At 67.9% G+C, this 12,659-nt stretch carries 12 protein-coding genes, 1 tRNA gene and 2 pseudogenes; 6 read left to right on the forward strand and 9 right to left on the reverse strand.

Annotated features, from left to right (window positions below):
- Positions 1–276: pseudogene (locus GVN21_RS19595) on the forward strand (amylo-alpha-1,6-glucosidase); the annotation flags it as partial.
- 21 nt (positions 277–297) lie between these two features.
- On the opposite strand, the gene GVN21_RS19600 reads toward GVN21_RS19595, so the two are convergent.
- A tRNA-His gene (locus GVN21_RS19600) sits at positions 298–374 on the reverse strand.
- Positions 375–464: 90 nt separating this feature from the next.
- On the opposite strand from GVN21_RS19600, the gene GVN21_RS19605 reads away from it, so the two are divergent.
- A complete protein-coding gene (locus GVN21_RS19605) occupies positions 465–1,343 on the forward strand; it encodes an alpha/beta hydrolase (RefSeq protein WP_166576428.1) in 879 nt (292 codons plus the stop codon).
- A 26-nt stretch (positions 1,344–1,369) separates the two neighbouring features.
- Here GVN21_RS19605 and GVN21_RS19610 read toward each other — a convergent pair whose 3' ends face one another.
- From GVN21_RS19610 to GVN21_RS19630, 5 genes are all read right to left on the reverse strand, one after another.
- Positions 1,370–2,479 carry an S-(hydroxymethyl)glutathione dehydrogenase/class III alcohol dehydrogenase gene (locus GVN21_RS19610; RefSeq protein WP_166576429.1) on the reverse strand — a complete coding sequence of 370 codons (1,110 nt, stop codon included), beginning with the start codon at positions 2,477–2,479 and terminating at the stop codon, positions 1,370–1,372.
- A 29-nt stretch (positions 2,480–2,508) separates the two neighbouring features.
- Positions 2,509–3,594 carry a nitronate monooxygenase gene (locus tag GVN21_RS19615; protein ID WP_166576430.1) on the reverse strand — a complete coding sequence of 362 codons (1,086 nt, stop codon included), beginning with the start codon at positions 3,592–3,594 and terminating at the stop codon, positions 2,509–2,511.
- 39 nt (positions 3,595–3,633) lie between these two features.
- On the reverse strand, positions 3,634–4,113 hold the full coding sequence (locus GVN21_RS19620) for a DUF3828 domain-containing protein (protein WP_166576431.1): 480 nt from the start codon (positions 4,111–4,113) through the stop codon (positions 3,634–3,636).
- Positions 4,114–4,182: 69 nt separating this feature from the next.
- Complete coding sequence (locus GVN21_RS19625) at positions 4,183–5,499, reverse strand: DUF1254 domain-containing protein (RefSeq protein ID WP_166576432.1); 1,317 nt, start codon at positions 5,497–5,499, stop codon at positions 4,183–4,185.
- A gap of 159 nt (positions 5,500–5,658) precedes the next feature.
- Positions 5,659–6,435, reverse strand: a complete 777-nt coding sequence (locus GVN21_RS19630) for an RNA methyltransferase (RefSeq protein ID WP_166576433.1) — start codon at positions 6,433–6,435, stop codon at positions 5,659–5,661.
- Between the two features lie 45 nt (positions 6,436–6,480).
- Here GVN21_RS19630 and bla point away from each other — a divergent pair, with 45 nt between their 5' ends.
- Positions 6,481–7,488 carry a class A beta-lactamase gene (gene bla / locus GVN21_RS19635; RefSeq protein WP_166576434.1) on the forward strand — a complete coding sequence of 336 codons (1,008 nt, stop codon included), beginning with the start codon at positions 6,481–6,483 and terminating at the stop codon, positions 7,486–7,488.
- A gap of 3 nt (positions 7,489–7,491) precedes the next feature.
- Here bla and GVN21_RS19640 read toward each other — a convergent pair whose 3' ends face one another.
- Positions 7,492–9,513, reverse strand: a complete 2,022-nt coding sequence (locus GVN21_RS19640; protein ID WP_166576435.1) for an elongation factor G — start codon at positions 9,511–9,513, stop codon at positions 7,492–7,494.
- A gap of 194 nt (positions 9,514–9,707) precedes the next feature.
- Here GVN21_RS19640 and GVN21_RS19645 point away from each other — a divergent pair, with 194 nt between their 5' ends.
- Complete coding sequence (locus GVN21_RS19645; RefSeq protein WP_166576436.1) at positions 9,708–11,153, forward strand: NAD(P)/FAD-dependent oxidoreductase; 1,446 nt, start codon at positions 9,708–9,710, stop codon at positions 11,151–11,153.
- Between the two features lie 150 nt (positions 11,154–11,303).
- On the opposite strand, the gene GVN21_RS19650 is transcribed toward GVN21_RS19645, so the two are convergent.
- A complete protein-coding gene (locus tag GVN21_RS19650; RefSeq protein ID WP_166576437.1) occupies positions 11,304–11,669 on the reverse strand; it encodes a GIY-YIG nuclease family protein in 366 nt (121 codons plus the stop codon).
- A 41-nt stretch (positions 11,670–11,710) separates the two neighbouring features.
- Positions 11,711–11,911 carry a sulfur carrier protein ThiS gene (thiS, locus tag GVN21_RS19655; protein ID WP_166576438.1) on the reverse strand — a complete coding sequence of 67 codons (201 nt, stop codon included), beginning with the start codon at positions 11,909–11,911 and terminating at the stop codon, positions 11,711–11,713.
- A 63-nt stretch (positions 11,912–11,974) separates the two neighbouring features.
- On the opposite strand from thiS, the gene GVN21_RS19660 reads away from it, so the two are divergent.
- Both GVN21_RS19660 and GVN21_RS19665 read left to right on the forward strand, forming a co-directional pair.
- The gene (locus GVN21_RS19660) at positions 11,975–12,424 is read left to right on the forward strand and encodes a type II 3-dehydroquinate dehydratase (protein WP_166576439.1); all 450 of its coding nucleotides are present in this window, start codon (positions 11,975–11,977) and stop codon (positions 12,422–12,424) included.
- A 28-nt stretch (positions 12,425–12,452) separates the two neighbouring features.
- Positions 12,453–12,659 (forward strand): annotated as a pseudogene (locus GVN21_RS19665) (acetyl-CoA carboxylase, biotin carboxyl carrier protein); the annotation flags it as partial.

Below are 12,659 nucleotides of genomic sequence, written 5' to 3' on the forward strand. Positions count from 1 at the left end.
GTCCCCTACCCCGTCAGCTGCTCGCCCCAGGCCTGGGCGGCGGGATCGGTATTCCTGATGCTGCAGTCCCTGCTGGGGATCAGCGTCGACGCCTTCGCCGGCGAGGTGCGGATCGAGCGACCGCGACTGCCGGCCGGCGTGAACCGGCTGGCGCTGCCGGGGCTGACGGTCGGTGACTGCGCGGTGGACCTGGTGTTCGAACGAGTGCGCGACGGCCTGGTGGTGGCCTCCGCGGTGCGCTGTCCGGACGGGGTGCGGGTGGTGACGGTGAGCTGAGCTCCCGTCACGGCCTTCCGATGGTACCACCTCTCAGGTTCGAACTGAGGACCTCTAGAGCCACAATCTAGCGCTCTAACCAACTGAGCTAAGGCGGCATTCCATCGAAGAGCGGACCGTTTAGTCGCTTCGTGGCGCGCGATCAAGGCACAGTTGCGAGAGTTCGGTTATGGCCGCAGTGTGGCGGGATGAGCCAGATCACAACGCGCCGCATCGAGGCCAACGGCCTTTCGTTCGAGATCGATGAGTGCGGCGAGGGCGAGGATGTCGCCCTCTGCCTGCATGGGTTTCCGGAGAGCAAGCACAGCTGGCGCTATCAGCTGCCCATGCTGGCCGCCAAGGGATGGCGGGCGGTGGCGCCGGACCTGCGAGGCTATGGCGACAGCAGCCGGCCGAAGGGCAAGGCGGCCTATCGCCTGCAGAACCTGACGGCCGACGTGGGGGCGATCTTCGACGCCCTGGGGGCGCGGCGGCGGCTTCTGATCGCCCACGACTGGGGCGCGCTGATCGCTTGGGCGTTCGCGATTCAGAGGGTCCGGCCGCTGGACGGACTGATCATCATGAACGTGCCGCATCCGGTGGTCTTCCAGGAGGTCTATCGGCGCAGCGCCGAGCAGAGGAAGCGGTCGTGGTACGCGGTGTTCTTCCAGCTGCCCTGGCTGCCGGAATGGGCGCTGACGCGGAATGGCGCCCATGCGGTGGGCGAGGCGTTCCGGGGCATGGCGGTGGACAAGAGCCGGTTTCCCGACGAGGTGCTGGCCCACTATCGCGCCAACGCCCTGAAGCCGGGGGCCATGACCGCGATGGTCAATTACTACCGGTCCAACGCAGGCGAGCTGAACCGCTGGAAACGGGCCGACTGTCCGCCGATCGATGTTCCCACCCTGATGGTCTGGGGCGAGGAAGATACAGCCCTGGGGATCGAGCTGACCGAAGGATACGAGGGTCTGGTCAGGGATTTCACCCTGCACCGCCTGCCCGGCGTGTCGCACTGGGTGCAGCAGGAGGCGCCCGAGGCGGTCAATGCCAGGGTGGAGGCGTGGTTGGCGGAGAAGGGGCTGGCTTAGGCTCCCCCCTCCCCGGGACGAAGCCCTTAGAACACCACGACGCTGCGGATGCTCTCCCCCGCATGCATCAGGTCGAACGCCTCATTGATCCGTTCAAGCGGCAGGGTGTGGGTGATCATCGGGTCGATCTCGATCTTCCCGTCCATGTACCATTCGACGATCTTCGGAGTGTCGGTGCGCCCACGCGCGCCGCCAAAGGCGGTGCCCTTCCACACCCGGCCGGTGACCAGCTGGAACGGACGTGTGGCGATCTCCTTACCGGCCTCCGCCACCCCGATGATGATGCTCTCGCCCCAGCCCCGGTGGCAGGCTTCCAGCGCCTGGCGCATGACCGTGACGTTGCCGGTGGCGTCGAAGGTGTAGTCGGCCCCGCCGTCGGTCAGGGCGACCAGGTGGGCGACGATGTCCCCGTCCACGTCCTTCGGATTGACGAAGTGGGTCATGCCAAAGCGGCGGCCCCATTCTTCGCGAGCCGGATTGATGTCGACGCCGATGATCATGCCCGCCCCGACCATCTTTAGCCCCTGGATGACGTTCAGCCCGATGCCGCCCAGACCGAAGACGATGCAGTTGGCGCCGGGCTCGACCTTGGCCGTGTTGACTACCGCGCCGACGCCGGTGGTGACCCCGCAGCCGATGTAACAGGCCTTGTCGAACGGCGCGTCCTTGCGGATCTTGGCCAAGGCGATCTCGGGCAGCACCGTATGGTTGGCGAAGGTCGAGCAGCCCATGTAGTGGGCGATCTGCTGGCCCTTGTAGGAAAACCGGCTGGTGCCATCGGGCATGAGGCCCTTGCCCTGGGTGCCGCGAATGGCGGTGCAGAGGTTGGTCTTGCGCGAGAGACAGCTTTTGCACTGCCGGCATTCGGGTGTGTAGAGCGGGATGACATGGTCGCCCGGTGCGACACTGGTCACCCCCGGACCCACCTCAAGCACCACACCGGCCCCTTCATGCCCGAGGATCGAGGGGAAGATGCCCTCGGAGTCCAGCCCGTCGAGCGTATAGGCGTCGGTGTGGCAGATGCCGGTGGCCTTGATTTCGACCAGCACTTCCCCGGCACGGGGACCTTCAAGGTCAACCTCGACGATCTCCAGCGGCTTCTTGGCTTCGAAAGCAACGGCGGCGCGGGTTTTCATGAGGGTGAGTCTCCTGTGCGGAGCGCACCCTAGCGCCTCGTTTCGGCTCGTCCATGGGTGCGGGCGTACAGCGCGTCGGAAACCGCCACGGCCTCGTCCCACCAAGCCTTCACGAGGTCCGCCGCCCTGCCCGGACGACCGAGTGTCACCCCCTGCCCTGCCCACAGTGACAGCACCTCGGCATCGCCCAGCCGCCCGCCGGCGGCGCGAAGCTCGCGGGTCAGACGGTTCTGCACCGGATAGGCCGGAACCGGCTCGCCCTTCATCTCGCGCATGAAGCGGTTCTCGATCCCCCGTGCGTTGCGGCCGGTGAAGGCCCGCGTCACGGCGGTCGCCTCGTCAACCACGCCCTCCAGGCTGCGACGCCAGGGCCCGCTGATCGTCGCCTCGTCGGCCCGCAGGAAGGCTGTGCCCATTTGCGCCGCCGCCGCGCCCAGCGCCAGCGACGCCGCCACTCCGCGCCCGTCCATGATCCCGCCCGCCGCGATCACCGGCAGGCCCACGGCCGCCCGGATGGTGGCGACCAGCGCCATGGTCCCTACCAGGCTTTCCGGCCCGGGATTGAGGAACTCCCCGCGATGGCCGCCGGCCTCGGCCCCCTGCGCACAGATCGCATCGGCCCCCGCCGCCGCCCAGGCTCTTGCCTCCGCCACGGTGGTCGCCGTCCCAACCACCAGGGTTCCGGCCGCCTGCAGGGCCGCGACCTGGTCCGCCGCCAGCACATCGAAGGTGAAGGACGCTGCCGGCGGCGCCGCGGTCAGAAGCGCCGCGAACTGGGCCTCGAAATCGGGCGCATAGTCGTTCGGCGGCGCGGGCAGTTCGATCCCCAGCCGGTCGTGCCAGGGGGCCAGCCGCTCAAGCGCATCAGCCACGTCCTCCGGGTCCGGCGCGGCGGGTCGCACGATCAGCAGGTTGAGCTGGAACGCCGCATCCGTCCGCCCGCGCATCGCCCGGCACTGCTCGATGATGTCGTCCGGGCTCAGCGCGCCGGCGGCCAGGGATCCCAGCCCGCCGGCCCCGCTCACCGCCGCCGCCATCTCCAGCCCCGAGGCGCCCAGCATCGGAGCCTGGACGATGGGGATGGACAGCGAGGCGAACAGGTCTGCGGCGGTCATGGCGGAAAGATGGGGAACCCGGACCGCGCCGGAAAGTCCTCAATCCTGCCGGTTCTCGGTGAGGATCCGACTCAGCCAGGCCTTCTCCGGAACCTTCAGGAAGACATCCTCGATCACCCAGGCCCCATCCTCGACCACCAGGTCGATGACCCGTTCACGCCGCTCGCCATAGTTCATGAAGGTCACCCGCACCTGGGCCGTCTCGGCCCCGCGCTTGATCACCACGATCTTCAGGTCCTTGGCGTCCGGCAGGTCCTGCCCGCCCCAGACCCAGTCGAAGTCGAGGTAGTTCATGTCCCGCGCCGCATCGATTTCCAGCAGCGCCCGCAGGCTGGCGGCGTAGATCCGGTCCTCGGCGCCGTCGGACTCCTCGGGTTCCGGCAACGGTTCGTCGGTCGGCGGCGACGGCTCGCTGTACAGCTTGGCCACGAAGGCCGCCGGATCGCCCGGCCCTGGCTGAGCCATTGCGCCGCCGGCCGCCGCAACAAGCGCCAGGGCCATAAGGGTTCGTCGCAGCATCGGGCATCTCCAGCTAGACGCCCTGGATAAAGCCCAGCCGAACCCGCGTCGCCCCCAGAAAGGGCGGCTCTACGCCGCCTCGATCGGCGGCATCCGCCACTGCCCGTTGATCAGCGCCGGCTTGGGCAGGTAACCGCGCCAAGTGACCGCATAGGGACCCGTCCTCGGCGCCGGCAGCCAATTGGAGGTCTTGTCGCCGCCCGGGTCGGTGCGCGAGATCCAGATGTCGACCCCGCCGTCGGCCCGCCGCTTCAGCCCCTTGGAGCGGTCGCCGAGGGCGTAGCGCTTCAGCGGGTTGTCGGTAAAAAACAGCTGCCCGTCGCCCAGGGCCTCGTACATCGACAATGACCAGAAGGCGTCGACCGGCACCTCGGCCGGCAGGCTGAACCGGTAGGGCTTGTCGCTGAGGAAGACGCCATTCTGCTCCCCGGCCGGGCGCAGGTACATCGCCTCGACCCGCGGCAGCGCCGCCAGCCCGCCCAGCGCGATGGCCGCACGGAAGGCGTAGTCCTGGCCGAAATCGCCCAGGCTGGCCGGCGGATAGGTCCAGCCCTGGATCGGGGTCTGGCGCGCCCAGCCGCCCTTGACGAACTCCCGCGCCTGCGCCACGCCCGCCTCGATATCGCCCGACGGAACCGCGACCGTTCCGCCCAACAGCCCTCCGCTTCCCCGGATCATCCGCAGGTCGGTGACCGGCGGCGCATAGGCGGCCATCAAGGCGCGCACGTCGTTGAAATAGGTCGCCGCATCGGCGTTACGGCTGACCGGACGCGTCGTGGCCGGACCGGGCTTGCCGCCGGTCAGGGTGAACTGCGACAGCGCGCCCTGGACGGCTTCCATGTCTTCCGGACCATCGATCAGCACCCGCGCCAGCACCCAGACCATGGTCGTGGCCGTGCGGACCACGTAGGGCTCCGTGCGGTCATCGAGCACCGGCGCGACTTGGCCGGGTGCAGCCAGCACAAAGGTTCCACCCTTGCCGCCGACCGTGCGCGTGCCCAGCACCGCGTTGTTGTTGGTGTACATGTCCATAACCGCCACCGACCAATAGCGGTCGCCCAGCGCCGGCACGGTCAGGGTCACCGGCCCGCCGGAAAGATCCACCCAGGCCGAGCGGTAGAGGGTGTCATTGTTAGGCGTGGTGACGTTGCGGGCAGTGTGGTCGGCCAGCGCTCTGCCACCGGCGAAGACGTTCGGCCTGGCCCCGCCCTTGAAGTGGCGGCCCCGTGTGGTCTCCATCTCGATCAGCGGCAAGCCGTACAGCCAGGCGTCCCTGGCCACGGCCTTGAAGTCCACGCTCTTGCCGCCAGCCTGGGCGAAGGCGGAACCTGCCAGCCCCATCAGCCCAAGCCCACCCATGCCCAGCATCAGTTCCCGACGATTCACCGGCGCCTCCTCTTGTTACGCCGAATGTAACCGTACGGTTTCAAATTGCCAAGCGGCGGACCGCTGTCATCCGCCGGGACCGAAGCGGCCGCTTGCAGCCTCCCGCCTGGCGTTCCTGGAATGGACCTCGTTCGGCCCCATTCCGGGGGCGAGGGAGAGCTACTCCTCCTTGGCCGCCTTCTGCGCCGCCAGCTTGGCCAGAACCCGGCCCCGCCCTTTCGACAGCGCCGTGACCACCCCGCGCATCGTCCGCACCTCCTGCTCGGTCATCTGCGCCTTGCCCAGAGCCACGCGCAGGTTGCGGATCATCGATGGGCGCTTGGCCGGCGGGTGGAAGAAGCCGGCATCGTCCAGCTCCCGCTCAAGCTGCTCGTACAGCCCCATCATCGAGGCCTGATCAGCCGGCGGCAGCGCATTGTGGGAGAACGCCTGGCGCGGCCCCTCGTCGACCCCCAACCGCCACTCATAGGCGTTCAGAGCAACCGCCTGGGCCAGGTTCAGCGATCGGAACCGCTCGTCCACCGGAATGGTCACGATGGCCTGACACAGCGCAATATCCTGCGTTTCCAGCCCCGCGCGCTCGCCCCCGAACAGGATGCCGACCGCCTGCCCCGCCGCCACCCGAGCATGCAGGTCGTCCGCCGCCTGGCGCGGGGTCAGCACAGGGAGTTGGGTCTCACGCGGCCGCGCCGTGGTGGCCATCACCAGCGACAGATCGGCGATCGCCTCGCCCAGGGTCTCGAACACCTTGGCGCCGTCCAGCGGCCAATTGGCCCCCGACGCGCTGGCCCAGGCCCGATCCTGCGGCCAGCCATCGCGCGGCCGCACCAGCCGCAACTCGCTGAGTCCGAAATTGGCCATCACCCGCGCCACCGCGCCGATGTTCTCGGCCAGCTGAGGTTCGTTGAGAATAATGACTGGGGGACGGGAAGACATGGCCGCTTCCTATCCAACCCCGCCGCCCGGCGCTAGGCTGGCGCCATGCGTATGCTTCTCCTCTCCGCCGTCCTGATCCTCGTCGCCTGTGGGCCCAACGAGGAGACGGTCGCCAAGACCCCGCCCCTGGACGTCAAGCTGCTCGACAAGGAGATCACCCTTCTCGCCGAGCGCGCTGCCCCCGCCCGGCTGGAAGTCGCGGTGCAGAATATCGAGGGCGGGGAGATGTGGGCCCGCAACGCCGTCCAGGCCTTCCCGATGCAAAGCGTCTTCAAGGCGCCACTGGGCGCTGCCGTGCTGGCCGAGGTCGACGCCGGGCGGCTGTCGCTCGACGAGGTCCTGACCCTGGAAGACATGGACCTGTCCCCGCCCTACAGCCCGATCGCCGCCGCGTGGCCGGGCCGCGCCACCTACACCGTCGGCGAGCTGCTCGAACGCGCCGTCAGCGACAGCGACAACACCGCCGCGGACGTGCTGATGCGGCGGATCGGCGGGCCGGGCGTGCTGAAGGCCTGGATGGTCGACAACGGCATCACCGGCATTCGAGTCGACCGCTATGAGCGCGAACTGCAGACCGAGGCGGCGGGCATGCCCTCCTTCCGCCCGTCCTGGCGCACCTCCGCCGAATTCGGCAAGGCCTGGAACGCACTCCCCGAAGCCGGCCGCCGCGCCGCCTGGGCCGCCTATATGGAAGACCCGCGCGACACGGCCACCGCCTCTGGAGCGCTTGGCTTTCTCAACAAGCTCTCCTCCGGGCAGCTGCTCTCCCCGGCCTCGACCACCCGGCTGCTGAAGCTGATGACCGACACCCCACGCGGCGACACCCGGCTCAAGGCCGGCCTGCCCCCTGGCGCGACCTTGGCCCACAAGCCCGGCTCCTCCGGTGAGAACTTCGGCATAACCGCCGCCACCAACGACATCGGCATCGTCACCCTGAAGGATGGCCGCAAGTACGCCGTGGTCGTCTTCCTGTCCGGCTCGACCGCTGACCAGGCGGCCCAGGACGCCATCATCGCGGACGCCATGCGCATCATCGCCAGGGCGGCGGACTGACCGTCAGGCGCTCACCGCTCGCACCACCTCATCCGCCCTGCGCCCAGTCAGTTCCACCCGATGGTCGAACTCCGCCTCGAAGGCGCCCAGGCCCTGGGTCATCGAGCGCAGGTCGATGATGAAGTCCTGCCGTTCGGCGTGCGGCATGCAGACCTCGATCCGATCCCAACCCGGCCATCCGTCCCGCGCATCGTAGCCCAGGATCTGACCCCGCTTGTTCGACAGGGTCGAGGTGATCCGCGCGGTGGCGGTGTTGGGCGCATAGATGGTCAGCTTCTCGATCGGCTCGAGCAGGATCGGTGACGCCGCCGCCAGCCCCTCGCTCATGCCGATCCGGCCCGCGGTGCGGAAGGCCATTTCAGAGCTGTCCACCGGATGCCAGCTGCCATCGACCAGGGTCACCGCCACATCCACGACCGGGAAGCCCAGCGGCCCCTTCTCCAGCGCATCGCGCACCCCAGCCTCGACGGCTGGGATCCACTGCTTGGGCACCACCCCGCCGGTGATCCGATCGTCGAACTGGAAGCCCTCGCCCCGCCCGAGCGGCCGGATCTCCAACAGCACGTCGCCGAACTGCCCATGCCCGCCCGTCTGCTTCTTGTGCCGACCGCGCTGGGTCACCGCCTTGCGGATGGTCTCCTTGTAGGGCGTGGTCGGCGCATGCTGGGACACCTCCACCCCGTACCGGCGTTTCAGCCGCTCCAGCGCGATACGGAGATGGCCCTCCCCCTGGCCGGCCAGCCGCATCTCATGCAGTTCGCCGTCATGGACCAGACTTAGGCCCCGATCCTCTTCGAGCAGCTTCGACAGCGCCCCCGACAGCCGCACATCGTCCTTGCGATCCCGCGTCTCGATGGCAATGGCATAGACCGGGAAGCGTTCGGTCGCCGCAACGGCCGCCCGCGCCGGCGCCTTGCCGACGCTCAGCAGGTCGCCGGCATGGGCATCCTCGACCTTGCCCAACGCCACCACGTCGCCGCACCGCGCCGAGGCCACCTTCTTCGTCGCCTGCCCCATCACCTGGAACAGGCCGCTGACGCGCCCCTTCTCGCCATCCGGCAGCATCACCTCGGTCCCGTCCGCCAGGTCGGCGCCGAACATCCGCGCATAGGTCAGCTTTCCCGCCTGTCCTGCATGGCTGGTCTTGACCACATAGGCCGCCGGCCCCTGTGCCTCCAGCCGCTCCGCCGCCGCGTCCGGCTCCGGCGCATCGTGCCGCAAAGCCTTGAGCAGCCGCCGTACCCCACAGCCCTGCTGCGCCGAACCGAAGAACACTGGCGCGATCTGAGCCGCCCTCGTCTCTGCGATGATGTCCGCGAACACGGCGCTCAAATCCGGCGTCTCGTCCGACAGCAGCTGCTCCATCAGCGCGTCGTCGAAATCGGCCATCTGCTCCAGCATGTGGAACCGCGCGTCCGCCTCCTCAGCCTTCAGCTCGCCGGGAATCTCCACTCGCTCGGACGCCTTGCCCGGCCGGTAGACGAAGGCCCGCTCCAGGGCCAGGTCGATGTAGCCGGTGACGTGCTCGTCCTTCCAGATGGGCAACTGCCGCGCCACCACCGGTGCCGCGCTGACCGGCTGCAACGCCGTCAGCAGCTCCCCCACATTCTCCCGCGCCTGATCGATCCGGTTGACGAAGATCGCCCGAGGAATCCTCAGTCGCTCGATCTCCTTCAGCCAAGGCTGCGCCAGGATCGCCTTGTCCGGCTCCGGGTCGATGACCAACAGCGCCAAGTCGGCGCAGGCCAGCGCATGGTCCGCCTCGGCCCGGAACTCCACTGATCCCGGACAGTCAATCAGAGCGTACCGATCCTCCATGAAGTCGAAGCTGGCGATGTTCAGCTCCACCGACTGGCCGGCCGCCCTGGCCTCGGGGCTGGCGTCGCCGACCGAGCCTTGGCCGACTGCCACCTGCCGATCGGTTGCCCCCGCCGCGTGCAACAAGGCTTCGAAGAGAGTGGTTTTTCCCGCGCCGTTCGGACCGACAAGGACGATCGTCCGGACGGCGCCTGCCTTTCTACCCATGGAGTGACCTCCCACCGTTAGGCGGCCGGCCTCGCGGCCGCGCCGCGATTTCAGGGTCAGGGAAGGGCCAGACGGGCCCTCCGCCAAGCCACTTCACGCCTGTGTGCGGCGCAACAGCAAGGCCGCTGCCGCGAGGTCACGCTTTCGGGAACGCCGGCCGTGAGTCATCCTTGCGCAAAACAAGGGGAAACGCCGTGGCAGACCTCGACGCCATCATTATCGGAGCCGGCTTCGGCGGCCTCTGCGCAGCCATCAAGCTGAAGGAAGCCGGCTTCTCCCGCCTCGTCGTCCTGGAGAAAGCCGACCGCCTGGGCGGCACCTGGCGCGACAACACCTATCCCGGCGCCTGCTGCGACGTCCCCTCACGGCTCTACTCCTACAGCTTCGCCCTCAACCCCGGCTGGACCCGCGCCTACAGCGGCCATGCCGAAATCCGCCAGTACATGGAGGACGTCGCCACCCGCTTCGGCGTCAAGGACCGTTTCCGCTTCAACGCCGAGGTCGCCAGAGCCGACTGGGACGGAACAGCCTGGACCGTCACCCTCACCAGCGGCGAAACCCTCACCGCCCCGGTCCTGGTCTCCGGCCTGGGCCAGCTCAACCGCCCCAGCTTCGCGAACATCCCCGGCCGCGAAACCTTCACCGGTCCCCTGTTCCACAGCGCCCGCTGGCGCCACGACGTCGATCTCGCCGGCAAGACCGTCGGCTGCGTCGGCGCCGGGGCCAGCGCCATCCAGTACATCCCCGAGATCGCCAAGACCGCCGGCAAGGTGATCGTCTTCCAGCGCACGCCCAACTACATCGTCCCCCGCCTGGACAAGGCGATGAGCCCCCTGCGCCGCGCGCTCTACCGCTCGGTCCCCGGCCTTGACCGCGCCCACCGCTGGCTGCTGTGGAAACTGATGGACCTGCGCTTCCAGGCCTTCCAGCAGGGCACCAAGTCAGCCGACAGCTTCCGCAAGGTCGCCCTCGACTATCTGGAAAGCACCATCTCCGACCCGGTCCTGCGCGCCAAGCTGACTCCCGACTACCCGATCGGCTGCAAGCGGGTGCTGGTCTCCGACGACTACTACCAGGCCATGGCCCGCCCCAACGTCGAGCTGGTCACCGAGGACGTGGCCGCCGTCACCTCCACCGGCGTTCGCACGGGCGACGGCGCCGACCACGCCTGCGATGTCCTGGTCTTCGGCACCGGCTTCGAAACCACTGACTTCCTGGCCCCGCTCCAGATCACCGGCGAAAACGGCCTCACCCTCGACGAGGCCTGGAAGGACGGCGCGGAGGCCTACTACGGCGTCACGGTCGCCGGCTTCCCCAACCTCTTCCTCCTCTACGGCCCCAACACCAACCTCGGCCACAACAGCATCATCCTGATGATCGAGGCCCAGGTCGGCTACATGGTCGAGGCGCTGAAGGCGTTGCGCGCGAAGGGCGCCACGGCGCTGAAGGTGAAACCCGCCGCCCAGGCGAGGTTCAACTCCCAACTCCAGCAAGACTTGCAATCCACCGCCTGGGCCGGCAGTTGCTCCAGCTGGTACAAAACCGCCTCCGGCAAGATCACCAACAACTGGAGCGCCGACACGGCGACCTACATGAAAGTTATGCGGACGCCGGAGATGGCGGACTACGAGGTGGCGTGAGTTTACCCACACCAAGCCCCACGCACCGTCATCCTCGGCCTTGTGCCTAGGATCCATGGTCCAGCGGCCGCTAGCGGTTTCCTTGAGGGCGCGGCCGCGCCCTCACCCCAATGGTTCGTACAGCTGACGAATGGATCCTAGGCACAAGGCCTAGGATGACGGTGTATCGGTTGGCGCAATGGGCCAATCGTCGAACTGCCGAGGCACAGGGGTCCAGTTGACGATCTCCAGGTAGAGATCGTCCCAGTGTGGATTGTCCCGCTCGATCAGGTTGACCTTCCAGGCCCGGGGCCAACGCTTCAGTGATTTCTCTCGCTGGATTGCGTCCTGCATGACGCCATGCCGCTCGAACCAGACAAGCCGCACAACCCCGTATTTCGCTGTGAACCCGCGAAACACCTTCTCTCGATGCTGGACGATCCTCGAAAGCAGCTGGCTGCTGACCCCCGTGTACAACGTGCCATACCGCTTGCTCGCGAGAATGTAGGTAACGATTTCAGCGTCCCAGGCGACCATGACGGAACTATGTTCCGCCTTCGTTCCAGGCGCAAGTGCCCTCACCCACCCCCAATAAACGTCACGATCTCGATCCGATCCCCCTCCGACACCGGCGTATCCCCGTACGTCGACCGCGGCACGATCTCCAAATTCCGCTCGACCGCCACCTTGCGCGGATCGAGTTCCAGCGCCGCCACCAGGGCCGCCACGGTTGTCACGCCGTCAAACGTCTGTTCTTCGCCATTCAGCTGGATACGCATGGCCCGCTTGTTACCCCGGCCCCGTGGCGATACAAGGCCCGTCTGAATCGACGGCGGGGCCGAATGCCGAAACCGATCTTTGTTTTGAGCGGGCCCAATCTCAACCTGCTCGGCCAGCGAGAACCCGAAATCTACGGTCGCGACACCCTGGCCGATATTCACGCCCGCTGTGCAACGCGCGCGCAGGCCTTCGGCCTGACCGTCGACTGCCGCCAATCCAACCACGAGGGCGTCCTCATCGACTGGGTCCAGGAAGCGCGCGAGTCCGCCTGCGCCCTTGTCATCAACCCCGCCGGCTACGGTCACACTTCCGTGGCCCTGCTGGACGCGCTGAAGACTCTCGCTATTCCGGTGCTCGAGTGCCACCTGTCGAACCCTGCGGCGCGCGAGGCGTTTCGCAAGACCACCTATGTTTCGCTCGCCGCAACCGGCGTCGTGTCCGGCTTCGGCGGGACGAGTTACGAACTGGCGGTCGAAGCCGCTGCCGGCCTGGCCGGCGCGACCCGATCGTAAGCTAGAGAACAAGAACAAGGCTCTGAATATGTCCATCAATCCTGCCGACGAGTCCGCTGAGAACAGCGCCGCCATCGACACCCGGACCGTCCGCAAACTGGCTGACATCCTCAAGAGCACCGGCCTGACCGAAATCGAGGTCGAGCGCGGTGACCTGCGTATCCGCGTCGCCCGTGAGGTGACCGTCGCCGCCGCGCCCCAGACCTACGCCCCGGTCGCGGCCCCGCCGCCGGCC

It is taken from the genome of Caulobacter sp. SLTY, assembly GCF_009905535.1.
Classification (GTDB): domain Bacteria; phylum Pseudomonadota; class Alphaproteobacteria; order Caulobacterales; family Caulobacteraceae; genus Caulobacter.

Excerpts from the sequence above, each read along its gene's own strand:
- thiS (WP_166576438.1), bottom strand. The coding sequence starts at position 11,911 with ATGCGTATCCAGCTGAATGGCGAAGAACAGACGTTTGACGGCGTGACA.
- GVN21_RS19605 (WP_166576428.1), top strand. The coding sequence starts at position 465 with ATGAGCCAGATCACAACGCGCCGCATCGAGGCCAACGGCCTTTCGTTC.
- GVN21_RS19610 (WP_166576429.1), bottom strand. The coding sequence starts at position 2,479 with ATGAAAACCCGCGCCGCCGTTGCTTTCGAAGCCAAGAAGCCGCTGGAG.
- GVN21_RS19640 (WP_166576435.1), bottom strand. The coding sequence starts at position 9,513 with ATGGGTAGAAAGGCAGGCGCCGTCCGGACGATCGTCCTTGTCGGTCCG.
- GVN21_RS19620 (WP_166576431.1), bottom strand. The coding sequence starts at position 4,113 with ATGCTGCGACGAACCCTTATGGCCCTGGCGCTTGTTGCGGCGGCCGGC.
- GVN21_RS19630 (WP_166576433.1), bottom strand. The coding sequence starts at position 6,435 with ATGTCTTCCCGTCCCCCAGTCATTATTCTCAACGAACCTCAGCTGGCC.
- GVN21_RS19615 (WP_166576430.1), bottom strand. The coding sequence starts at position 3,594 with ATGACCGCCGCAGACCTGTTCGCCTCGCTGTCCATCCCCATCGTCCAG.
- GVN21_RS19650 (WP_166576437.1), bottom strand. The coding sequence starts at position 11,669 with ATGGTCGCCTGGGACGCTGAAATCGTTACCTACATTCTCGCGAGCAAG.
- GVN21_RS19660 (WP_166576439.1), top strand. The coding sequence starts at position 11,975 with ATGCCGAAACCGATCTTTGTTTTGAGCGGGCCCAATCTCAACCTGCTC.
- bla (WP_166576434.1), top strand. The coding sequence starts at position 6,481 with ATGCGTATGCTTCTCCTCTCCGCCGTCCTGATCCTCGTCGCCTGTGGG.